We start from the raw sequence: 22,822 nt of genomic DNA, 5'->3' as shown, positions 1-22,822 counted from the left end.
CGGTCCACTCGCTAACGCACAGGGCATTGCCGGCCCTGAGGACATCCATCACAACCGGGACTCGACACCATGGCGGTCAAAGCAGCAAAAGTCAGTGTTTACCTGTGGGAAGGCACCGACAGGCAAGGCAGCAAACTGCGCGGCGAATTGAGCGGCCATACCCCCTCGCTGATCAGGGCCCAGTTGCGCAAGCAAGGCATCAGCCCGGCCAGGGTCAGGAAGAAATCCAGCTCGCTGTTCCAGCGCACGCCCCCGATCAAGGCTCGCGACATCAGCCTGTTCACCCGGCAGTTGGCGACCCTGATCAAGGCCGGCGTACCGCTGCTGCAATCGTTCGACATCATTGCCGAGGGCTTCGATAACCCGAACATGCGCAAACTGCTGGGCGAGCTGAAACAGGACATCGCCGCCGGCAGCAGCTTCACCAGCGCACTACGCAAGAGGCCGCGGTATTTCGACGAGCTGTACTGCAGCCTGGTGGATGCCGGCGAGCAGGCCGGCGCCCTGGAAACCCTGCTGGAGCGGGTGGCGACCTACAAGGAAAAAAGCGAAAACCTCAAGACCCGAATCCGCAAGGCCATGACCTATCCCCTGGCGGTGATCTGCGTGGCGCTGGTGGTGACAGGGATCCTGCTGATCAAGGTGGTGCCGCAATTCCAGTCGATGTTCCAAGGCTTCGGCGCGCAACTGCCGGTGTTCACCCAACTGGTCATCGCCCTCTCGGAGTTCGTGCAGCACTGGTGGTGGCTGTTGGCGGGCGGTCTGTTGCTCAGCGTATTCGGCCTGCGCCATGCCCACCGGCGCTCACCGCGCTTTCGCCAGTGGCTGGACGTGGGCCTGCTGAAACTGCCGTTGGTAGCGCCGCTGCTGTACAAGTCCGCGGTGGCCCGCTACGCCCGCACCTTGTCCACCACCTTCGCCGCCGGGGTACCACTGGTGGAGGCCCTGGGCTCGGTGGCCGGGGCCACTGGCAACCAGGTGTTCAAGCATGCGGTGAACCGCATCAGGCAGGACGTGGCGACTGGCATGCAGTTGCATTTTTCCATGCGCGCATCCGGCATTTTTCCCGGCATGGCGATCCAGATGACCGCCATCGGCGAAGAATCCGGGGCCCTGGATGGCATGCTGGAAAAAGTCGCGATCCACTACGAGGAAGAGGTCGATACCCTGGTCGACACCCTGAGCAGTCTCATGGAGCCCGTGATCATGGTAGTTTTGGGCACCCTCGTCGGCGGCCTGGTGGTCGCCATGTACTTACCCATCTTCCAACTCGGCACAGCGATCTGAACATGTCATTGACTGAGGTCCTGGCCAGCTACCCGCTGGTCTTCGTAGCATCGATGCTGGTCCTGGGCCTGATTGTCGGCAGCTTTCTCAATGTGCTGATCTGGCGTCTGCCAAAGATGCTCGAGCGCGACTGGCACGCCCAGGCCCGTGACATCCTGGGGCTGCCCGTCGAACCTGCCGGGCCGACCTACAACCTGCTGCTCCCGCATTCCCAGTGCCCTCACTGCGCACATTCGATCCGCCCCTGGGAAAACATCCCGGTGTTCAGCTACCTGCTGCTGCGCGGACGCTGCTCCGCGTGCCAGGCACCGATCGGCCGGCGCTACCCGCTGGTGGAGCTGACCTGCGGCCTGGCCTCGGCGTTCGTGGCCTGGCATTTCGGCTTTGGCTGGCAGGCCGTCCTGATGCTGCTGCTGAGCTGGGGCCTGTTGGCGATGAGCCTGATCGATGCCGATCATCAGCTGTTGCCCGACGTGCTGGTGCTGCCGCTGTTGTGGCTGGGCCTGATCGTCAATGGCTTCGAGCTGTTCGTCAGCCTCCACGATGCGCTGTGGGGCGCCGTGGCCGGCTACCTGTGCCTGTGGTCGGTTTACTGGTTGTTCAAGCTGCTGACCGGCAAGGAAGGCATGGGGCACGGTGATTTCAAGCTGTTGGCCATGTTCGGCGCCTGGGGCGGCTGGCAGATTCTGCCGATGACCCTGCTGCTGGCCTCACTGACGGGAGCCCTGGCGGGGATCGCCCTGCTGCGCCGCAACCGTGCGCAAATGTCCACGCCTATCCCTTTCGGTCCCTTTCTGGCCATTGCCGGCTGGATTGCCTTGCTCTGGGGTGGTCAAATAACCGGCTCCTATTTGCAGTTTGTCGGTTTCAGATGACCAAGCCTGTTTTCAAACCCTGGATCCTCGGCCTTACCGGCGGTATCGGCAGTGGCAAAAGTGCTGCGGCCCAGCACTTCATCGACCTGGGCATCCATGTGGTGGATGCCGATCACGCTGCCCGCTGGGTGGTGGAACCCGGCCGTCCGGCCCTGGCCCGCATTGCCGAGCATTTCGGCGACAGCGTGCTGCAGGCCGATGGCCAGTTGGACCGCGCGGCGCTGCGCAAGCTGATCTTCGAGGTGCCGCAACAACGCCTCTGGCTGGAGGCCTTGCTGCATCCGTTGATTGCCGATGAAATCGCCGCGCACCTGGCCCGCGCCGAGTCGCCCTACGCGATTCTGGTGTCACCGCTGCTGATCGAATCCGGGCAATACGCGATGACCCAACGGATCCTGGTGATCGATGTGCCGCAACAACTGCAGATCGAGCGGACCCTGCAACGCGACCGGATCAGCGAACAGCAGATCCAGGCGATTCTCAAGGCCCAGGCGACTCGCGAAGATCGCCTGAGCCATGCCGACGATGTGCTGGTCAACGACCGCGACCTCGCCTGGCTGCACAGCGAGGTCGAACGCCTGCATCACTTTTACCTTACCTTGCGTGGAGGCCAGTCATGAGCCAACCCCTGACCGTGGAATGTCCAACCTGCGGTGCGCCCGTGGAGTGGACCGCGAGCAACGTCAACCGTCCGTTCTGCTCGGACCGCTGCAAACTGATCGACCTCGGCGCCTGGGCCGCCGAAGAACACAAGATTCCGGTCAGCCCGGATGCCGAGGACGATCTGTTTTCCGACGACCTGCCGCCTCGCGCCCACTGAAGCCTCAAGGCCGCATGAAACCGTAGTCCTGCGTATCGTCGAGGTTCTCCGCGAGAAACTGCAACTCGTCGGCCAGATCCTCGGCGCTGCGCACCCGCCGACTCTCCTGCACCACCGCGCTGAGCAGGGCGCGCAGGCTCAAGCCCGGTTCGAACCCCTCTTCCTGCGCAGTATCCAGACTCCTGCGTATTTCCTGCCGCGCCCATTCATACACACTCATGACCCTGCTCCCGAACGGTTTTTGCCGAGCATGGGACCGCGTCTGCCGAACGTGTTTGATATGGATCAAGAACGCGGATCGTCATCCTTCCACGGCGCCGAGAGGTAACGGGTGCGGTTGAAGGTTTCCAGCCATTCGGGACAGAACACCACCAGGGCGCTGATCACCATGCCGTTGATGAAGGCCTCGGGAAAGATGATCAGCCACAGGTAGCCGATGAAGTCTTCCAGCCATTCCGGCATGGCAAAACGCCCGTCGAACCACAGCAGCCCCAGGCCCACCAACAGGCATAGCAAGGCCGACAGTGCGGCGGCAAAAAAACCGGAACAGAAGATATACACAAAGGGATTACGCGGCTGTGCGCGTTCCACCAGGATCGCGCAGCATTCGGTGACCAGCACCGGCAGCAGGATCAGCAAGGCGCCGTTGATGCCGACCGCCGCCAGGTCCTGGCGGCCCAGCGCGACCAGGCCCACCTGGGCAATCAGCCCGCCGACGATCGCCAGCGGCCAGTCCAGCAACAGGGTCACGGCCGTCATGCCGATGAAGTGATAGGACACGCCAGTATCGAAATCCCGGCGCACCAGCCACAGCAGGAACAAGGCGAACACCGTACCGAACAGCAGATGCTGACGCCGGCTGTCGCTGAACAACTCGACCCAGGGCACGCGCCAGGCGGCCCAGAGCAGCACCGGCACATAGATCAGCCAGCCGACGCCGAGGGTGAGCGGCGACAGCAGCGCGGCGCTGATCATGGCTGCGCCTGCTCCAGCGCTGCGCGCAATTCGGCGGCCGTGCCGTACTCCCGTTGAGCCACCAGCCGGCCATTGTCGAGTTGCAGCCACAGGACTTTATCCACCGCCCCGGCGTAGCGCGGCGCTACCCGCCCGTCACGGTCGAGCATGATCCGGTAGCCATAATCACGCATCGCCGGCACCGCAAACATCTTGGCGATCACCGCCGGCATGCGCTGGATGTCCGCGACAAATACCGTGTGTCGCGCTTCCAGATACCCCGCAGGACGATCCTGCAAGGCGGTGTTGACCAGCTTGGCGCCGTCCATGCTGCGCGCCACCAGCAGGGTCCGGGTCTGCCCGTCGAGGCTATAGGCCCGGTCGAATTGATCGAGCAAGGTCCAGGGCGCCAGACGCTCGCCGACTTCCACTGCATGCGCCAGCAAGGGCATGCAACCCAGCAACAGCAATGACCAATACCTCACAGTTTTTCCCCTTCCTTTGGTTAGTCCACAAGCGTTCAGTCTACACCGCCAGGGCATCCGCCCGAGGGCTGCGCCAGCTTTCAGGAAGCCCGCAATCCCGGGCGAAAAGGAATAAATCGCCACGGGTTGGACAAGAGTCCCCCCCTGAACAACACTCCATTTTATCCGTCACGCCTCGCTCACGAATGAGCCAACTTCGTGACACATGCCCAGGCTGCCATTCGTCCTGGATGCGCAAAACCGTCAAAAAACCGATGCATAATGCAAAAAAAAGGTTAATCTGCCAGAATTAGTCAATTACTTGACCATCAAAGCAGAAAAGCAGTATTGTTTGGCCATCATAGGCCGCCAAAAAACAGACTTTTTTTGCAGTAAGCCTTAGTTTTTTCAGCCTGCCTCTGTAGTGGCTTCACCCTTAACAGAGCTGGGTTTTTACCTGGCAGCGACGGGATTCGATGCTTACGAAATCGATTGATAGCAGGTTTCTGACCCGAACCGGATTCATGGAACTCTTCATTTCGGGGGTGAAACTGACGCACGCCCTGTCCGCCGCCCTGCCTGGAATCCTGCTGCTCCTGAGTCTTGAATCCGCCAGTGCGGATGTCTGGCCAACCGTCCTTGGCCTGCTGCTGTTCTTTGCCGTGATCACCGTCATCCTGTTCCAGGCCCAGGGGGTCTACTCCGAAGAGTTCTTCAGCAATCGCCTGCGCCTGCGCACGATGCTGGTGGCCTGGACCTCCGCCTTCTGCATCCTGCTGGTCATGTACCTGGGGCTGCACCTGCTGCCGGTCTTCAGCCTGCAGGACCTGGCTGTCTGGTTCATCGCCAGCCTCGTGCTGTTTGGTATCGAGCGTCTGTTCCTGCTGCGCCTGTTCCACTCGTGGATGGCCAGCGGCAAATACCTGCAACGCACGGTGATCCTCGGTTTCAGCGAGAGCGCGCTGTTCCTTGCCGAACACATGCAGCGCCACGGCGATATCCGCTCCGGCCTGATCGGTTTCATCGACGATCGCAGCGACCGCGTGCCCAAGGCCTTCTGCGACCTGCCCTTTCTGGGCAACACCCAGAACCTGGAAGAGCTGATCCGTTCCGAGCAGGTCAACCAGGTCCTGATCGCCCTGCCCTGGGCCGCGCACGCGCGCATCGGCGAGCTGGTGCAGCGGCTGCGGCAGTTGTCAGTGAATGTCGCCCTGGTGCCCGACATCACCACCCTGCGCTTCGGCCACAACCGCATGACCGATGTCGGCGGCATCCTGATGTTCAACACCTCGGAGTTGCCGTTGCGCGGCTGGGCGCCGCTGATCAAGCGCTGCGAGGACATCATCCTCGCCCTGCTGGGCCTGGTGCTGCTGTCCCCTGTGCTGCTGGCCACCGCCGTGGCGGTGAAACTCGATTCCAAGGGCCCCGTGCTGTTCCGGCAAAAGCGCTACGGCTACAACGACCGGCTGATCCGCGTGTTCAAGTTCCGCTCGATGTATGTCGAGCAGGCGGACCTCAATGCCGAACGGCAGACCACCCGCGAAGACCCGCGAATCACCCGGGTCGGACGCTTCATTCGCAAGACCAGCATTGATGAGTTGCCCCAGCTGTTCAATGTGCTGATGGGCAACATGTCGATTGTCGGGCCTCGCCCCCATGCCACCGCCACCAAGGCGGCGGGCGTGCCGTTCGAACAGGCGGTGCGCGAATACAGCTCGCGCCACCGGGTCAAGCCCGGTATCACCGGCTGGGCGCAGATCAATGGCTACCGGGGAGAAACCGACACCCTGCAGAAAATCCAGAAACGAGTGGAGTACGACCTCGATTACATCTCCAAGTGGTCGGTCTGGCTGGATCTGTACATCGTTTTCATGACGGTTCCGGCCGTCCTTTCGACGAAGGAAGTCTACTGATGAGCGCATTCACTGGATTGATCCCTTGCATTATTTCCGGCGGCTCGGGCTCGCGCCTGTGGCCTGTCTCTCGACAGAACATGCCCAAGCCATTCATCCGCATGCGCGATGGGCAGAGCCTGCTGCAAAAAACCTTCGTCCGCGCCAGCAACCTGGCGGACGTCAGTTGCGTGGTCACGGTGACCAACCGCGAGCTGTTGTTCCGCTCGCTGGACGAATACCGCAACGTCAATCAGGGCAAGCTGGACCTCGACCTGCTGCTCGAGCCGTTCGGGCGCAATACCGCCGTGGCCATTGCCGTGGCGGCCCTGCATGTGCGCGAGTACTGGGGTGACGAGGCACAGCTGCTGATCCTTCCGGCCGACCATCTGATCCTCGACCAGGATGCCTTCGCCGCCGCCGTGAGCAAGGCGCGCAGCCTCGCCGAAGACGGTTACCTGGCGACCTTCGGCATTCAACCCGACAAACCCGAGACCGGTTTTGGCTACATCGAACAGGGCCCGGCGCTGAAGGAAGGTTTCCAGGTCGCGCGCTTCGTCGAAAAACCCAACCTGGCCACCGCCCAGGCCTATGTCGACAGCGGCAACTACCTGTGGAACGCCGGGATGTTCTGCTTCCGCGCCGATACCCTGCTGCAGGAACTGACCCTGCACGCCCCCGAAGTGCTGAGCGCCGCCCAGGCCTGCCTGGAACAAGGCATGACCCTGGACAACAAGCACTGCCGCCAGCGCGAACTCGATGCCGATAGCCTGGCCCGCGCCCCGGACGTTTCGATCGACGTGGCCCTGATGGAACGCTCCGAGCGGGTCGCCGTGGTGCCTTGTGACCTGGGCTGGAGCGACATCGGTTCCTGGGATGCGCTGCGCCAGCTGACCCCGAGCGACGCCGCCGGCAACCAGGTCAACGGCGAAGCCATCCTGCATGACGTGAGCAATTGCTATATCGACTCGCCCAAGCGTGTGCTCGGCGCTGTTGGCGTCAGCGACCTGATCATCGTCGACACCCCGGACGCGCTGCTGGTGGCCGACGCCTCGCGGACCCAGGACGTGCGCCATATCGTCACCGAACTCAAGCGCCTGGGCCACAGTGCCTACAGCCTGCACCGCACGGTCACCCGGCCATGGGGGACCTACACCGTGCTGGAGGAAAGCAGCCGCTTCAAGATCAAGCGCATCATGGTCAAGCCCAAGGAGTCGCTGTCGCTGCAGATGCACCATCACCGCAGCGAGCACTGGATCGTGGTCAGTGGCGCCGCCCTGATCACCAATGGCGACCTGGAGGTCCTGCTCAACAGCAACGAATCCACCTATATCCCCGCCGGCCATAAACACCGCCTGAGCAACCCCGGGATCATCGACCTGGTGATGATCGAAGTGCAAAGCGGCGAGTACCTGGGCGAAGACGACATCGTGCGTTTCGAAGACGTCTATGGCCGTGCCCCGGCGCAGGTCAAACCATGATGAAGGTGGCGCTGATCATTCCCGCCCGCAACGCCGGAGCGCACCTCGATCGGTTGCTGCCGGCGCTGGCCGCCCAGACGCTGCAACCGGACACCGTGCTGGTGGTCGACAGCAGCTCGACGGACGACACTGTCAGCCGCTTCCGGCAGTTCGGTGCCCGGGTGGAGGTCATCGCCGCCCAGCAGTTCAACCATGGCGGCACCCGCCGCTGGGCGAGCGAACAGGTGGACGCCGACGCGCTGATCCTGCTGACCCAGGATGCGATTCCGGCCACGCCCCAGACCTTCGCCAACCTGATCCAGGAACTGGAAGAAGACCCGCGGATCGGCCTCGCCTACGGTCGTCAGTTGCCGCACCCCGGCGCCGGGATTCTCGAAGCGCAGTCGCGCCACTTCAACTACAGCCCGCAGAGCCGCAGCAAAAGCCTGGCCGACGCCGGGGAGCTGGGGATCAAGACCTGCTTCAGTTCGGACTCGTTTTCCGTCTACCGGCGCAGTGCCCTGCAAGCAGTGGGCGGCTTTCCCGAGGACGTCATCGGCAGCGAGGACGCCCACGTCGCGGCGCGCATGCTGCTCAACGGTTATCTGGTGCGCTACGCCGCCAGTGCGTGCGTACAGCATTCGCACAGCTACAGTCTGATGCAGGAGTTCCGCCGTTATTTCGATATCGGCGTGTTTTATGGCCGCGAGCCCTGGATCCGCGAAGCCTTCGGCAGCGCGGGTGGAGAAGGCAAGCGTTACGTCCAGGCCGAGTTGCGCGCCTTGCGTGACGCCGGCCAGTTGCAACGTGTACCCGAAGTGCTGCTGCGCAGCGCGCTGAAGCTGTTGGGCTATCGCCTCGGCCACGCCGAACAGCATCTGCCGACACCGCTCAAGCGTCGCTTGAGCATGTTCTCAAACTACTGGACCTGAGCTGTCATGATGACTATTAACCGACCTTCCCGGCTTTGTCTGTTGAGCATCCTGACCGCCTCCCTGTGGCTGGGCGGCTGCTCGACCCCCGCCCATGTCGCGCTCCCTGACAGCGACACCCTCAAGGCTCGCCACGCGGCGGCACTGACCCTGGCCGACCTGCCGCCAGCCCAGGTGCTGATCCAGAGCGGCGACACCCTGCGCATCGTGCGCGATGCCCAGGAGCCGGCCGCCACCGACGACATGACGCTGTTCGTGGTGCGCCCGGACGGCTTCATCTCGATGCCCAACATCGGCCGGATCAAGGCCGCGCTGCTGACCCCGGAAGACCTGGGCAAGGAAATCACCAAACGCTACACCCGTGTCTACCGCGAGCCCGAAGTGACCGTGAACATCGCCATTGCCCCGAGCAACCGGGTGTTCATCGGCGGCGCGGTGGCCAACCCGTCGTTCTTCAACCTGGCCGGCACCGTGTCGGTGGAGCAGGCCCTGCTCAGCTCCGGCGGCGTCCTGCCGTCGGCCGACAGCTCCAACATCGCCCTGCTCCGGACCGGCCCCGACGGCAAGTACAAGATGTACTTCGTCGACCTCAGCAACATGCTCAGCAACCCCAACCATCCGCTGGTCGCCCTGCAGCGCGGCGACCTGATCTACGTGCCGCAATCGACCATCGGCAGCACGGTGGAAGCGGTGGACATGTACTTCACCAAGCTGTTCCCGGTTAACAAAGGGATTGGTGTTGGCTTCAACTACGACCTGAACCAACAGGATGTAAAGGTACAAAACCCGAATCCAGCACTCCCATAGAAGTCACTCTCAAGGCTTTGCTTTATCCGCTTTCACTGCTTTACCAATGGAGTGATCCCGTGATCGAAATACGCTCTCTACGCGACCTGTTGCGCCTGTTCTTCATATTCCGCCGCGAGTTCAAGCTCGCGGTCGTCACCACTATCGTGGTCGCGGTACTGGGCGCCTTCCTGCTGCCGACGCGCTACGAGTCGGACGCGCGCCTGCTGGTCAAGCCCGGGCGCGACAGCACCACGGTGCCGATCGAGGCCAGCAATCGCCAGACGCTGATCTCGCCCAGCACCCAGCACGACCCGATCGTCGATGAGGAGAAGATGCTCACCGGTCGGCCGATCGTGCACATCGTCGCCCAGCGCTACCTGGAACTGAGCGCGGCCGCCGAACCCCAGGGTTTCTGGAAAACCCTCAAGTTCTACGCCAAGAAAGCCATGGGCACGGCCATCGATGCGCTGCGCAGCCTGCTGCAACTGGTCGGCCTGTCGGAGCCGCAGAGCCCGCTGGACCGCCTGGCGACCCGCCTGGAAAAGAACTTCCAGGCCAGCCATGAAGCGGGCTCCTCGGTGATCGATATCAGCTTTACCTGGGACGACCCGGAAGTCGCGCAGCAGGTGGTGAAAATCTGGGTCGACACCTTCCTCGAGGAACGCGCCCGGGTCCTCGGTCGCAAGAGCCTCTACGCCTTCTATGAGGGCGAAGGCAACAAGGTGGCCGCGCAGATCCTCAGCCTCAAGGAACAGTTGCAGGGCCGCCTGAAGCAGATCGATTCGATCAGCGTCGATGCCCGCCTGGAAAACCTCACCAGCCAGATCGACCGGCTGACCGACGCCCGGGTCAATGCGCAGAACCAGCTGTCCGGGATCAGCAGCTTCCTGATCAACGCCCGCCAGCAGATCCTCGATCAGCCCGTCGAAGTGGTGACCAGTCGCGAGACCAGCCTCAACCCGACCCAGCTCGACCTCAAGCGCCAGCTCAACACCCTGCAAGTGGAACGCGCGCGCTTGCTGCGCACTTATTTGCCCGAGGCGCCGGCGGTCAAGCAGATCGAACAGAACATCCACGACCTGCAGGCCCTCAGCGAACAGGAAGAGACCCGCCTGGAACGCTCGAAGAACATTGCGCCCAATAGCCTGGTGACCAACGTCAAGCAGCAGGTCATCGATGCCCAGCTGCAACAACGCCGGCTGACCGGACAGATCGAGAACTACGACAAGACCCTGGCCACCCTGCGTGCCGAACGCGACCGGGTGCTGACCGACGAGCCTGAACTCAACCGCCTGACCCAGCAGTTGCGCACCGCTGAAAAGAGCTACGCGCTGTACTCGGAAAACCTGGAACAGGCGCGCATCGACCACGAACTCGACAGCAGCCAGATCAGCAACATCGCGATCATCGAGCACGCCACCTTCAACCCGGCGCGGGTCTTCCCCAAGAGCCTGCTGATCCTGCTGTTCGCCATTCCCGCGGGGATCGCCGTGGGTCTTTTGACCATCTATGTCTGCTACCTGCTGGACCAGCGCATCCACGACGGCTCGCGCCTGCCGGAGCTGTTCCAGGTGCCGCTGTGGGGCAGCGTGCCGGACCTCGAGGACGCCACGCCGGCGGCGATGACCGCGAGCATCTACCGGCTCTACAGCCTGTTGCCCATGGATCGCATCGAAAGCCAGGGCCTGACCCTGGGCCTGACCTCGGCGCGCCATGGCGAAGGCGTGAACTTCATCCTCGAACGCCTGCGCCGCCTGTTGGAAGAACGCGGCCATCGCGTGCGGGTCAATGACAGCGCACCAGCCCAGCCCGGTGAAGTGCTGCTGCTGGATGCCTCGGCCCTGCTGTCGAACCAGGAGGCCTTCCTGATCCTGCGCCGCGCCGACCTGATCGCCCTGGTGATCGAGGCTCGGACCAGCACCGTGCCGATGATCGAAAATGCGCTGTCGCTGCTGACCACCGCCTTCGGTAAGGTCGACGGGCTGATCCTCAACCGTCGTCGCTTCGAAGTACCGTCCAGGGTGCTGGAGCGGATCAACAGCTGGCGCGGTGCCGCCTGATGCGTATCGCCTTGCTGGCCCCGCTGCCGCCGGAACAGACCGGTATCGCCGACTACGCCGCGCATTTCAGCAATGCGCTGCGCGGCCTTGGCATCGAGGTGCTGACGCCGCTGGCCGGCTGTCACGATCCCGCGGAACAGCTGACGCGCCTGCGTGCCTTCGACTGGACGGGCGTCGACCTGGTGCACGCCGAACTCGGGGGTGGCCGCTTCGGCGAATTCCAGGCGCTCGACTACCTGAGCAGCGAACAACCGCGGATCCCGCGCACCGCCACCGTGCACGACCCGGAACGCCTGATCTGGCGGCGCGCCCGACTGTTCTGGCCGCTGACCCTGCTCGAACGCCTGCCGCACCCGCTGCCGCAAGCGGCGGCGCTGCTCGCCGACCCGCTGACCCTGCATGAAGAACGGCGCCTGGCCCGTGGCATGCGCCGGCTGATTACCCTGACCCGGCTGGGCGGCGACTGCCTGCGCCAGCGCATGGGCCTGCAGCCGCAACAGGTGGCGGTGATCGCCCACGGCAACCTGCCGATCCCTGCGGCCGAACTGCCGCCGCTGGTGCCGCTGCGCCTGCTGTACTTCGGCTTCATCTACCGCGGCAAGGGCATCGAGGACCTGATCGAAGCCCTGGCCCGCACCCTGGCGGCCAACCCGCGGTGCCGTGGCCAGGTCCGCCTGACCCTGGCCGGCGGCACCGCCCCGGAAATGACCTTCGACCCGGCCGGCAACTACCTCGACGGCCTGCGCCAGCGTATCCGCGAACTGCAACTGGACGATGTGGTGGACTGGCAACTGGACCTGCCGTCCGCCGAGATCGCCCGCACCATCCAGGCCCACCATGTGATGGTGCTGCCGTACCGGGAATCGAAAAAACTCGCCTGGCTCGGCCAGATGCGCGGCACCAGCGGCGCCCTGTCCTGGGCCAATGCCTGCGGTCGCGGGGTCGTTACCTCCAATGCCCGGGCCTTTGCCGAGGAGGTTGCCGGCGGCAATGGCGTGACCTATCAGCAAGGCGATGTCGAAGCACTGAGCCAGCACCTGAGCCGCCTGGTGCTGGAGCCCGAACTGGCCCGCCAGTGGGCCGCGCGGGCCAGCGAGGCCGGGCACCAGCGTGAGTGGAGCGCGACCGCGCGCCGTTTTGCCGAACTGTTCAATGAAGTGTGCAAGGAGCGATCGATATGAAGACCCGACCAGGCCTCGAACGTCGCCCGCTATTGCGCTATCTGCCGCTGGTGGCCGCGCTGGCGGTGGGCGGCGCCCTGCTGCTCAGCGAACAAGTCGATGCCACGCCGATCAACCTGGCTCCCGATCGCACCCTGGTGTGGAAGGACTACCTGGGGGTCAACGCGCACTTCCTGTGGTTCACCCCGCAGCAATACCGCAAACAGATCGCCGCCTATAAACAGCTCGGCCTGCAATGGGTGCGGGTCGACCTGCACTGGGACCGGCTCGAGCCCACCGAAGAGGGTTACCAGCTCAGCACCCTCGACGAACTGGACCGGACCCTGAGCGACGCGAAACTCAAGTCGCTGTTCTACCTCGTCGGCTCGGCGCCCTTCGTGACCACCGCTCCCAAGGGCGGGCCCTTCCAGGATCAGTACCCGCCGCGCGATCCGAAAGTCTTCGCCACGCGCATGGCGATGCTGGCCCAGCGTTACCCGAACATCGACGCCTGGCAGGTGTGGAACGAACAGAACATCCCCAACAACTGGCGGCCGAAACCCGATGCCAAGGGCTACGGCGAGTTGTTGCTGGCGACTCATCAGGCGCTGAACCAGGTGGCGCCGGACAAGACCCAGGTCATGGGCGGCATGGCCTACTACAGCCAGATGCCGACCCAGCGCAACGCGCTGATGTTCGAAAAACTCGGCGAACTGGGCGTGCAGAGCCTGGGCATGGTCGCCGCCTACCACCCGTATTCGGAAACCCCGGAAACGGATGAACCAGGCAAGAACGAAGTGCTGCTGCGCGGCAAGCAGCTCAACGACATGCTGCACGGCGCCGGCCTGAAGAGGGTCTGGGCCACCGAGTGGGGCTGGTCGAGCTACGCCGGGCCCAAGGAGATGCAGCGGCTGATCGGCGTCGACGGCCAGGCTGACTACACCCTGCGCCGCCTGGCGTTGATGAGCGATCAGGACTACGAGCGGATCTTCCTCTTCGCCCTTTCCGATCTCGACTCGCGCGCCTCGGCCCGCGACCAGCATTACGGCCTGCTCGACCTCAACGGCGAACCCAAGCCGGTGTACAAGGCGCTCGCGCGGTTTCTCGAGATCACCGGCGCGCGTCTCAAACCCGGCAAGACGCCCGTGTTGGAAAACCTGCCCGACACCTTCTACAGCGTGTCCTGGACCCGCGACGACGGTAAGCGCCTGCTGATGTTCTGGAGCGCCAAGGGCGGCACCATCAAATTGCCGCAAGTGCGCCAGGCCGAGCTCTACGATCCGCTCAGCGGAACCCGGGCCAGTCTCGACGCCGCGGACGGCATCCAGCCGACCGTGAAATCGTCCCTGCAGATTCTCGTGTGGTAATCGATCTCGACCTGGAGTGCCGTACGTGAAGATTCTCTGGATTCTCCCCTACCTGCCCTGGCCCATGACCAGCGGTGGCAAGACTCGCCAGTTTCACTTGCTGCGGACCTTGAGCGAGCGGGGTCATCGCATCACCTTGCTGGTGCAGTCGAAGACCGAGGCCGATGCCGCCACCCGCGCCACCCTCGAGCCCTGGCTGGAGCGCCTGATCGTGGAGCCCCGGCGCCCGCTGAAACATCCGGTCACGCTGCTGGCCGGGCTGTTCGCGCCCTGGCCGCTGCTGACCACAGTCAACGGCGTGTCGCGTCCGTTGCGCGAGCGCTTCGACAGCCTGCTGCAGGAGCCCTGGGATGTGATCCAGGTCGAACACAGCTACAGCCTGCAACCCTATCTGCAACCGCTGCTGCGGGCCGGCCGGGACTTCGTGCTCACCGAGCACAACCTCGAATCCAGCCTGGGCGGCGCGACCTATGACCGCTTCCCGGCCTGGGCCAGCCTCTTCGTGCGCTATGACCAATGGCGCTGCCGGCAGTGGGAACGCAAGGCGTTCGATTCGGCCCGCCAGGTGGTCGCGGTGACCGAAAGCGATGCCCGGGCCATGCGCCAGCTGACCCGTACCCCGGTCGAGGTGGTGGTCAACGGCGTCGACAGCCGCAGCTTTGCCGAAGTCTCGGCCGACCCGCAGAGCCAGCGGGTGCTGTTTGTCGGCAACTACGAATACGCGCCGAACCTGGACGCCGTGCAGTGGATGCTCGACGAGATTTTCCCGCGGGTCTGGAGCCACTGCCCCGAGGCGCGCCTGGCGGTGGCCGGGTATGCCTTGCCGGCCAACTGGCCCGAACGCTGGACCGACAGCCGCATCGAGTGGGTCGGCTTCGTGCCGGACCTGCCCGATCTGCAACGACGTTGCGCGCTGTTCATCGCGCCGTTGCGCCAGGGCGGCGGCTCCAAGCTCAAGGTGCTCGAAGCCATGGCCGCCGGCCTGCCGCTGGTCAGCACCGCACAAGGCGCCTCGGGCCTGGCCATCCGCCCCGAGGAACATTACCTGGCAGGCGACAATGCCCAGGCCCTGGCCGATGCCGTGATTCGCCTGTTGAGCGAGCCGACCCTGGCCGCCCAACTGGCCGGCGCCGCCCGCCTGTATGCCCGCCAGCATCATGACTGGGCCGTAGCCGGCGACGAGCTGGAACAGATCTACCGGACCCTGCCCTCCACACAGGAGCATCCCGCATGCGTGTAGCCCTCGATTATCGTCCGGCCACGGTCGCTCCCTCCTCGGGCATCGCCCGTCAGGTCAAGGCACTGGAACAGGCCCTGCGCGCCCGTGAAGACACCGAATTGCTGCTGGTGAGCGAAGCGCCACTGGAGCATGAGCAACGCCAGACCGCCTTCTGTCCGGCCTGGCCAAGCCCCCTCGATGGCGTGCAACGCCCCGGCGTGCGCCTGCGCTTCGAACGCAAATTCTTGCCGGCGACCATTCGCGAGCAGTCGGTCGACCTGTACATCGCCACCGCCAACATGGGCCTGCCCATCGGCCACAAGCCGGCGGGTACCCGTTATGTGCTGATCCTGCATGACCTGTTCCAGCTGACCCAGCGCAACTTCCACCGCTCGCAGCTCAAGGCCCTGGCCTATCGGCTGATCGACGCCGTGTCGATCGCCTGGTCGATCTGGGTCGCCGATGAAGTCTGGTGCCCTTCGCGGTTTTCCTGCAGCGAAGCGGCCCGGCTGTTTCCCTGGGCGCGGCCGAAGTTCCGCGTGCTGAACAACCTGGTGCCGGAGTTCCAGGGTGCCATCGGCCCGCTGCCGGCGGGCCTGCCCGAGCGCTACTGGCTGGCCGTCGGGACGCGGGAGCCGCGCAAGAACATGCCGTTCTTCATCGAGCAGTGGCAGCGCTGCCGCCAGGAAAACCCGCAAGTACCGGAGCTGGTCCTGGTCGGCCACGCCAGCGACCTGCCGGCGAGCCTGAGCCAGTTGCCCGGCCTGCATTGGGTCAGTGGCATCAGCGACGAGCAGTTGCAGGCCCTGTACCAGCATGCCGACTGCCTGTGGCAACCCTCCTACGCCGAAGGCTTCGGCCTGCCGGTGGTCGAGGCGCTGTGGCAGGGCACGCCGGTGGCGGTGGCCAGGGGTTCGGCCCTCGACGAGGTGTCTCCGCCCAGCGCGCGACGCTTCAATGCCCGTGATCGCGCCAGCCTGCGCAACGCACTGATCGAACAGGCCCAGGACAGCAACAGACCGGATCCGGACACTCTGCGCGACTGGGCCCGGCAATTTGCCGAACCGACCTACCGCCAGCGCCTCGATACCTTGCTCACAGGGCTCTTTCACTGATGCTGCCAGGAAAATTCATTGGCCTGACCCTGGGGGTGATCTTCGGGGTTCTGTTGTGGGCCCTGCCACCGGCAAAAGTCATCTTCGTGGTGATCGGCCTGGCCGTGACCCTGACGCTGATCCGCAAGCCGCTGTGGGGCCTGCTGATCTTCGCCGTGCTGGCCACCTGCATTCCTTACACCACGCTGCAACTGGGGATTCGCACCACGGTCAGTGAAGCGGTGCTGGGCCTGACGTGGGTCGGGTTGTTCTGGCAATCGTTCATCGGCAAGACCCGCAACCTCATGCTCTGGCGCCCCACCGAACGGGCCATGGCCTGGCTGATGCTGTTCAGCGCCATTCCCTTTGTCTGGGGCATGCTGATCATTCATGCCGAGGGCAACGGCCCGGTGAACTGGGTGCGCTGGCTGATGAATCTGTCGCTGCTGTTCATGGTGCCGCTGCTGCTGCGTACCGATGCCGACCGCGACAAAGTAGTGATCGCCCTGCTGCTGGGCACCCTGCTGATGCTGCTGTTGTCGATCGGCATGTTCATCAAGTCGCGCAACGCGATGTCGATGATCCCGATCCTCACCGACCTCAAGTACGCCCACCCGGAAGCGGTGAAGGACATCTTCTCCGCCAACTACCAGCGCATGGCATCGCCCTGGGTTCACCCCAACCTCACGGGCGGCGTGCTGGTGCTGTTCATTCCCCTGGCGCTGCTCTATGGCTGGACCCGCGCCGGCGCACGTCGGGCCCTGGGGCTGGCGGTGGCGATCCTCGGTTGCGCCGGGCTGCTGCTGAGTATTTCCCGCGGGGCGATCCTGGCCCTGGCCCTGGTGCTGCTCTGGCTGACTTACAAGCGCGTGCCCTATAGCGGCCGGATCATCGGCCTCGGGGCGGCCTTCGCGGTGGCCCTGGTGATGTTCTATCCGCCGCTGCAGGAACGCCTGATGACCATGTTCTCGGCGACCAACGCCAGTACCGAAGTGCGTTTCGACGAGTACGCGAAATTCCCCGAGGCAATGATGCGCTACCCGCTGGGCATCGGCTTCAAGGTCGATCCGCCGGTACCGGGCACCGACCTGCCGGGCATCTCCAACCTGTGGCTGAACTTCATCTACAAGATCGGCATTCCGGGGATGCTGCTGTTCATCGCCGTCACCCTGTTGTGGTGGCGCGAGGTGCGCCCGCTGGCGCCGATCCGTCAGGTGACCGCTGACAACGCGCTGTGGCTGGGCTGCATTTCCGGCCTGCTGGCAGCGTTGCTGACGGGTCTGTTCGACCACTACTTCAGCTTCACTTTCGTGCTGATCGGTCTGTTCTGGCTGTTGATGGGCATAAGCCTGCAACAGGTCCGGTTACGCCCGGCCATCACCCTCCCCCTCATCAACCCCAAGGATCGCCAAGCATGAAACACCGTATTTTCCATTCTGCGGATCTGCCGGAACGCCTGCCGGCCCTGGCCTCGGAGCTGGGCGTCAGCCACGATGAACTGCTCGAGGCCTACAGCTGGGGGCTGAACAACGACGTGCTGTTCGTCGAGGGCGACGGCGAGCAGGCGCGCTACAGCGTCTGCGCGGTGGACATCGAACAGATCATCGAGCATCCCCTGGCCCGACGCCTGTATGGTCGTTTGAAACAGGACATCCCCACCACCCTGGTGCCGCGCTACGGCAAAAACCTGGCCACCCTCAAGGACCGCTGGTTGCGGGCCTGGGAACAGGCCTACAACATCCTGATCAACAAGATCCCCAGCCATCACGTGCGCATCGCCTGGCTGCGCCTGGGCGGCGCGAAAATCGGCAAGGGTTCGACCATCTGGCGCAACACCGAGGTGCTGGGTGTGGAAAACCTGGTGATCGGCGATGACAGCGTGATCGCCTGGCATTGTCAGATCGACGCCCGGGCCGGGCTGATCATCGGCGATCATGTGACGATCGCCTCTCACGTGCTGATTCTCGCCGGCGGCCATGACCCGATGAGCCCCGAGTTCTGGTCGGTGTCCGCGCCCATCTACATCGACGACTACGCCTGGATCGCCACCCGGGCGCTGCTCGCCCATGGCTCGCATATCGGTCGCGGGGCGGTAGTGACCGCCAACACCCTCGTGGCCAAGGCCGTTCCTCCCTACAAGATCATCGGTGGCAGCGGTGCCAAACCCATGGGCGAGCGCCCTCACGACCTGAACTACAAGGTGGGTGGCAAAGGCCTGTTCACCCTGTTCTATTGATGCTCGGCAGCACCCTGCTACTGACCCTGGCGACCCTCGCCGGGCTGCTCGCCGGTTTTGCCCGCGAGTGGCTGCTGGTGGCGGCCTGGGGCGCGGGCAGCCGCAGCGATGCGTTCCTGGTCGCAGTGTTCATTCCCGAAGCCCTGCGCATGACTCTGGCGGCCGGTATCCTGGCGGCCGCGGCCCTGCCGCTCTATCAGGAGCGCGACGCCCAGCGCCAGCACGCCTGGCTGGCCGGCCTGTGCCCGCGCCTGCTGGGCCTGGGCCTGGGGCTGTATGCCCTGCTGGCCTGGAGCGCGCCGCTGTGGACCCGCCTGATCGGTCCCGGGCTCGACAGCGCAGCCCAGGCCGAAGCCGCCGCCAACCTGCGCAGTCTGGCCGCCTGTATCCCCGGCCTGCTCCTGCATGCGCTGTTCAGCATTCCGCTGCACGCCCGGCAACGTTTTGTCCTGCCGGGGCTGGGCTCGCTGCTGTTCAATCTGCCGCCGGTGCTTTATCTGTTTTTCTACGGCCAGGCGAGCCTGGGCTCCGGCCTTTCGCTGGCGTTTTTTCTCGGCAGCCTGCTGATGTGCCTGTCGCTGGTGCCGGCGGTCTGGCAAACCGGCTGGCGCCCCTGGCAGGTCCGCGGGGACGCTGGAGCCAGCCGTGAATTGCTGGTGCGCCTCGGCCCGCTGCTGACCAGCAACCTGGCCAGCCAGGGCCTGGCGCTGGTGGAACGGGTGGTCGCCAGCTACCTGGGCGAAGGCGCGGTGACCTGGGTCAACCTGGCGCGCAAGCTGATCAACTTGCCGTTGATTGCCTTGATGAGCCTGAACCAGGTCCTGCTCGGCCTGATGAGCGGCAAGTCCGGCGATCAACGCCTGGGGCTGCTGCATCGCGGGCTCGACGCCGCGACCCTGCTGAGCCTGCCTGCGGCCCTCGGCCTGGTGGGCGCCAGCCCGGCGCTGATCCATTGGTTGCTGCCCGCCCAGAGCGCCGACGGACCACTGCCGGCGCTGCTGGGCTGGTTCGCCGTGTCCCTGGTGTTCGGCGCCTGGAACGCCATGCTCGCGCGCTACGCCTATGCCGCCGGCGATACCCGAACGCCGCTGTACTGCGAACTGCTCGGCAGCCTGCTCAACGCCTTGCTGCTGGCGGGCTTGCCGCTGATTGCGGGGCTGAATGCGATTCCCCTGGCCGCCCTCGGCGGCGTGATCCTGACCAACCTGTTGCTGATGCAGCGCCAGCAGTTGCTCAGCCTCATCAGCTGGCCGGTGCGCTGGGCGGTCAGCGCCGTCCTGCTGGGTGCCGCGGCACTGCTGTTGCATCCGCTGCCGAACGTCTGGCTGCAACTGGGGCTCAGCACTGTGGCCGGGCTGCTCCTGCTGATCGCCCTGGGCCTCTGGCTGAAACCCTGGCGGGCGTGAACGAGCGGCAGAGGGTTGACCTGATGTCACACTTATCCGTTATAAGTGCAGTCAGCCCCCGCCGACCCGGCAGAGTGTATTTCTTGGATCAGCGTTTGGACGCTAAGCTTGGACTATGGATGACTCAGATTACCTGCGCCTGCTCACCATTCAGGCCGAACAAGCTAACGCGTTCCTGTCCAATGCGCGCAAATGGGAGCGTGAGCGTTGGGTCTGCCAGCGCCTGCTGCAAGGCTTGAACATCCCCTACCGTGCCGACGAATTCACGCCCGCCGGGCAGGAGCCGCCGGACGTACTGTTTCGCGAGGCCTGTTTCGAGGTGTTCTTCGTGCTGGACGAAGGCCGTCGCCTCAACGATGAATGGCGCGACGAGTTGCAACGGCGCCGCAGTGCCTTCTCCCTCAGCCAACTGGTGCGGCGCGAGGCCAAGCCCAAGCGCATTCCGGCCAACGAACTGTTGCTCAGGCTGGCCCCGACCCTGCGCAAGAAAGCCCACAACTACAAGGAACGTGGCATGGACCTGGGGGAACTGGACATCATCGCCTTCGCCAGCCTCAAGCGCGAAGTGCTCGACCTCAACAGCCATTTCCCGCCACCGACCGAGTATCTGCGCCAGGGTTGGCGCTCGTTGTCGCTGGTCGGACCGACCTTCGCCCGCGTGCTGTTCGCCCATCCCGACGCGCCGGACTTCCTGCGTGGCAACCTGGGGCGCAGCATCCTCTTCGACGTCGGGATCAGCCTGTAGGTCGTTTAGCGAAGGTTTTTCCAGCCCCCCTTCAGACCGTTGTGGCATGGCGCAAACACCCTGCGAGTGTTACAAAGCGCAATCACCCGCGCGATGACAAGGTCCGCATCCGCGAGCAGCTATGCTCCGTTCCATACCGCATAGCCCGACAAGATGGCACTGCGCTGTAACCTTCATACTTTTCGCAACGTCTAGCTGACGAGGCTTTTTATGACCAGCCGCCTGAACCCCGACGACCAACGCCATGTCGAAGAATACCTGCAACTGGCCCAGCACCGAGTCGAGCGCCGGCCCTTCCGGCCGTGGATGCTCCTCGTGATAGTCCTGACCATCACCATTGGCCTGGGCCTGCTGAGCCGACTTATCAGTTACCTGACGCTATGAGCTGCATTGCGCTCGCTCGGGTAACCGTACCGATTTCTTTTAGCCTTGCGAGATATCCCCATGACTCATCGTATTGTCATCGTTGGCGGCGGCGCCGGCGGTCTGGAGTTGGCTACCCGTCTGGGTAAGACTCTGGGCAAGCGCGACACCGCCAGTGTGATGCTGGTCGACGCGAACCTGACCCACATCTGGAAGCCCTTGCTGCACGAAGTAGCCGCCGGCTCGCTGAACTCTTCCGAAGACGAACTCAACTATGTCGCCCAAGCCAAATGGAACCACTTCGAGTTCCAGCTGGGCCGCATGAGCGGGCTCGATCGTCAGCAGAAGAAAATCCAGCTGGCCGCCACCTACGACGAAAATGGCGTGGAACTGCTGCCGGCCCGCGAGCTGGGGTACGACACCCTGGTGATCGCCGTGGGCAGCACCACCAACGACTTCGGCACCCAGGGCGCCGCCCAGCATTGCCTGTTCCTCGACACCCGCAAGCAGGCCGAACGCTTCCATCAGCAACTGCTCAACCACTACCTGCGCGCCCACGCCGGGCAGACTGATGTGGTCGAGCAGATCAGCGTGGCCATCGTCGGTGCCGGCGCCACGGGCGTCGAGCTGGCCGCCGAACTGCACAATGCCGCTCACGAACTGGCGGCTTACGGCCTGGACCGGATCAAGCCGGAAAACATGCACATCACCCTGATCGAGGCAGGCCCACGGGTACTGCCAGCCCTGCCGGAGCGGATTGGCGGACCGGTACACAAGACCCTGGAAAAACTCGGGGTCAAGGTGATGACCAACGCCGCAGTCAGCGAAGTGACCGCCGACAGCCTGATTACCGCCGATGGCCAGGTGATTGCCGCCAGCCTGAAAGTCTGGGCCGCCGGGATTCGCGCACCGGGTTTCCTCAAGGACATCGACGGCCTGGAAACCAACCGCATCAACCAGCTGCAAGTCCTGCCGACCCTGCAGACCACCCGCGACGAGAATATCTTCGCCTTTGGCGACTGCGCCGCCTGCCCGCAACCGGGCACCGATCGCAACGTTCCACCGCGGGCCCAGGCGGCTCACCAGCAGGCATCGCTGCTGACCAAGTCGCTGAAACTGCGCATCGAAGGCAAGGCCCTGCCGGAATACAAGTACACCGACTACGGTTCGCTGATCTCGCTGTCGCGCTTTTCCGCCGTGGGCAACCTGATGGGTAACCTGACCGGCAGCGTGATGCTCGAAGGCTGGCTGGCGCGGATGTTCTATGTGTCGCTGTACCGCATGCACCAGATGGCGCTCTACGGCCCGTTCCGGACCGCCATGCTGATGCTCGGCAGCCGGATCGGCCGCGGCACCGAGCCACGACTCAAGCTGCACTGAGTCAATCGTTCAAGACAGGAATGCCCCGAGCGATCGGGGCATTTTTTTTGCAACCTGTGCAAGGTTGACTCAGGCCTTCGCCCAGCTCGGGACCAACAAGAGAGTGGCTGGAGATCGAAGAAAAGAAACTTTCCTTAGTTGAGATCATACTTTCCGAGCAGTACACAGCCAGCCTTCCAGCCAAACTAAAAGACCTGCCCCACTTCATCCTCAGCACTCAAAAGTTGTTCTCCCTAGTGCGAGCAATGCATATCCCTGCCTCAAGCAGCGCCTTTTAAATCAACATATATAAAGTTGAGAAAATAGCATTCAAGGTAAC

General features: G+C 64.0%; 22 protein-coding genes. 19 read left to right on the top strand and 3 right to left on the bottom strand.

The genetic code is table 11. The features are described from left to right. Positions 1-69 precede the first annotated feature (69 nt). From PVZ80_RS26200 to yacG, 4 genes are read left to right on the top strand one after another with little or no spacing between them, the layout of a single operon-like run. A complete protein-coding gene (locus PVZ80_RS26200) occupies positions 70-1,287 on the top strand; it encodes a type II secretion system F family protein (protein ID WP_273864768.1) in 1,218 nt (405 codons plus the stop codon). A 2-nt stretch (positions 1,288-1,289) separates the two neighbouring features. Beyond that, positions 1,290-2,162 carry a prepilin peptidase gene (locus PVZ80_RS26195; RefSeq protein ID WP_009050909.1) on the top strand — a complete coding sequence of 291 codons (873 nt, stop codon included), beginning with the start codon at positions 1,290-1,292 and terminating at the stop codon, positions 2,160-2,162. After that, a complete protein-coding gene (gene coaE, locus PVZ80_RS26190) occupies positions 2,159-2,782 on the top strand; it encodes a dephospho-CoA kinase (protein ID WP_009045669.1) in 624 nt (207 codons plus the stop codon). Before PVZ80_RS26195 ends, coaE begins: the two co-directional genes overlap by 4 nt. Further along, complete coding sequence (yacG, locus tag PVZ80_RS26185) at positions 2,779-2,982, top strand: DNA gyrase inhibitor YacG (protein ID WP_009045670.1); 204 nt, start codon at positions 2,779-2,781, stop codon at positions 2,980-2,982. Before coaE ends, yacG begins: the two co-directional genes overlap by 4 nt. Before the next feature lie 4 nt (positions 2,983-2,986). On the opposite strand, the gene PVZ80_RS26180 is transcribed toward yacG, so the two are convergent. The 3 genes from PVZ80_RS26180 to PVZ80_RS26170 all read right to left on the bottom strand — a co-directional run bounded on the left by PVZ80_RS26180 (position 2,987) and on the right by PVZ80_RS26170 (position 4,421). Next, complete coding sequence (locus tag PVZ80_RS26180) at positions 2,987-3,202, bottom strand: hypothetical protein (protein ID WP_009050911.1); 216 nt, start codon at positions 3,200-3,202, stop codon at positions 2,987-2,989. A gap of 65 nt (positions 3,203-3,267) precedes the next feature. Next, positions 3,268-3,957, bottom strand: coding sequence for an energy-coupling factor ABC transporter permease (locus PVZ80_RS26175; RefSeq protein ID WP_273864767.1), 690 nt, complete (start codon positions 3,955-3,957; stop codon positions 3,268-3,270). Next, positions 3,954-4,421: a hypothetical protein gene (locus PVZ80_RS26170; RefSeq protein WP_016703672.1), complete on the bottom strand. Its 468-nt coding sequence runs from the start codon at positions 4,419-4,421 to the stop codon at positions 3,954-3,956. The genes PVZ80_RS26175 and PVZ80_RS26170 overlap by 4 nt, the downstream gene beginning before the upstream one ends. A 455-nt stretch (positions 4,422-4,876) precedes the next feature. On the opposite strand from PVZ80_RS26170, the gene PVZ80_RS26165 reads away from it, so the two are divergent. From PVZ80_RS26165 to PVZ80_RS26095, 15 genes are all read left to right on the top strand, one after another. Continuing rightward, positions 4,877-6,313: an undecaprenyl-phosphate glucose phosphotransferase gene (locus PVZ80_RS26165; RefSeq protein ID WP_009050914.1), complete on the top strand. Its 1,437-nt coding sequence runs from the start codon at positions 4,877-4,879 to the stop codon at positions 6,311-6,313. After that, positions 6,313-7,773, top strand: a complete 1,461-nt coding sequence (locus PVZ80_RS26160) for a mannose-1-phosphate guanylyltransferase/mannose-6-phosphate isomerase (RefSeq protein ID WP_009050915.1) — start codon at positions 6,313-6,315, stop codon at positions 7,771-7,773. Before PVZ80_RS26165 ends, PVZ80_RS26160 begins: the two co-directional genes overlap by 1 nt. Then, complete coding sequence (locus tag PVZ80_RS26155; RefSeq protein WP_016703673.1) at positions 7,773-8,684, top strand: glycosyltransferase family 2 protein; 912 nt, start codon at positions 7,773-7,775, stop codon at positions 8,682-8,684. The genes PVZ80_RS26160 and PVZ80_RS26155 overlap by 1 nt, the downstream gene beginning before the upstream one ends. Before the next feature lie 6 nt (positions 8,685-8,690). After that, on the top strand, positions 8,691-9,491 hold the full coding sequence (locus PVZ80_RS26150; RefSeq protein ID WP_273864766.1) for a polysaccharide biosynthesis/export family protein: 801 nt from the start codon (positions 8,691-8,693) through the stop codon (positions 9,489-9,491). 59 nt (positions 9,492-9,550) lie between these two features. Next, positions 9,551-11,533 (top strand): GumC family protein, encoded by a 1,983-nt coding sequence (locus PVZ80_RS26145; RefSeq protein WP_028683414.1) that lies wholly within the window; start codon positions 9,551-9,553, stop codon positions 11,531-11,533. Beyond that, positions 11,533-12,714 carry a glycosyltransferase gene (locus PVZ80_RS26140; RefSeq protein WP_273864765.1) on the top strand — a complete coding sequence of 394 codons (1,182 nt, stop codon included), beginning with the start codon at positions 11,533-11,535 and terminating at the stop codon, positions 12,712-12,714. The genes PVZ80_RS26145 and PVZ80_RS26140 overlap by 1 nt, the downstream gene beginning before the upstream one ends. After that, the gene (locus tag PVZ80_RS26135; protein ID WP_028683413.1) at positions 12,711-14,060 is read left to right on the top strand and encodes a cellulase family glycosylhydrolase; all 1,350 of its coding nucleotides are present in this window, start codon (positions 12,711-12,713) and stop codon (positions 14,058-14,060) included. Before PVZ80_RS26140 ends, PVZ80_RS26135 begins: the two co-directional genes overlap by 4 nt. A gap of 25 nt (positions 14,061-14,085) precedes the next feature. Then, positions 14,086-15,300, top strand: coding sequence for a glycosyltransferase family 4 protein (locus PVZ80_RS26130; protein ID WP_273864764.1), 1,215 nt, complete (start codon positions 14,086-14,088; stop codon positions 15,298-15,300). Further along, positions 15,291-16,394, top strand: a complete 1,104-nt coding sequence (locus PVZ80_RS26125) for a glycosyltransferase family 4 protein (protein ID WP_041987292.1) — start codon at positions 15,291-15,293, stop codon at positions 16,392-16,394. The genes PVZ80_RS26130 and PVZ80_RS26125 overlap by 10 nt, the downstream gene beginning before the upstream one ends. Then, on the top strand, positions 16,394-17,791 hold the full coding sequence (locus PVZ80_RS26120) for an O-antigen ligase family protein (protein ID WP_273864763.1): 1,398 nt from the start codon (positions 16,394-16,396) through the stop codon (positions 17,789-17,791). The genes PVZ80_RS26125 and PVZ80_RS26120 overlap by 1 nt, the downstream gene beginning before the upstream one ends. Next, the gene (locus PVZ80_RS26115; RefSeq protein WP_028683409.1) at positions 17,788-18,609 is read left to right on the top strand and encodes an acyltransferase; all 822 of its coding nucleotides are present in this window, start codon (positions 17,788-17,790) and stop codon (positions 18,607-18,609) included. Before PVZ80_RS26120 ends, PVZ80_RS26115 begins: the two co-directional genes overlap by 4 nt. After that, a complete protein-coding gene (locus PVZ80_RS26110; protein ID WP_273864762.1) occupies positions 18,609-20,015 on the top strand; it encodes a lipid II flippase MurJ in 1,407 nt (468 codons plus the stop codon). The genes PVZ80_RS26115 and PVZ80_RS26110 overlap by 1 nt, the downstream gene beginning before the upstream one ends. Positions 20,016-20,130: 115 nt before the next feature. Continuing rightward, positions 20,131-20,760 carry a DUF1780 domain-containing protein gene (locus tag PVZ80_RS26105; protein ID WP_007924708.1) on the top strand — a complete coding sequence of 210 codons (630 nt, stop codon included), beginning with the start codon at positions 20,131-20,133 and terminating at the stop codon, positions 20,758-20,760. 210 nt (positions 20,761-20,970) lie between these two features. After that, positions 20,971-21,144 carry a DUF3094 family protein gene (locus PVZ80_RS26100; RefSeq protein WP_037006010.1) on the top strand — a complete coding sequence of 58 codons (174 nt, stop codon included), beginning with the start codon at positions 20,971-20,973 and terminating at the stop codon, positions 21,142-21,144. A gap of 60 nt (positions 21,145-21,204) precedes the next feature. Next, positions 21,205-22,503 (top strand): NAD(P)/FAD-dependent oxidoreductase, encoded by a 1,299-nt coding sequence (locus PVZ80_RS26095; protein ID WP_273864761.1) that lies wholly within the window; start codon positions 21,205-21,207, stop codon positions 22,501-22,503. The last annotated feature ends 319 nt before the right edge of the window (positions 22,504-22,822 follow it).

The sequence above is a fragment of the Pseudomonas sp. B3G-3 genome, assembly GCF_028640915.1.
GTDB lineage: Bacteria > Pseudomonadota > Gammaproteobacteria > Pseudomonadales > Pseudomonadaceae > Aquipseudomonas > Aquipseudomonas chlororaphis_I.
This window is presented reverse-complemented; position numbering and strand designations above follow the sequence as displayed.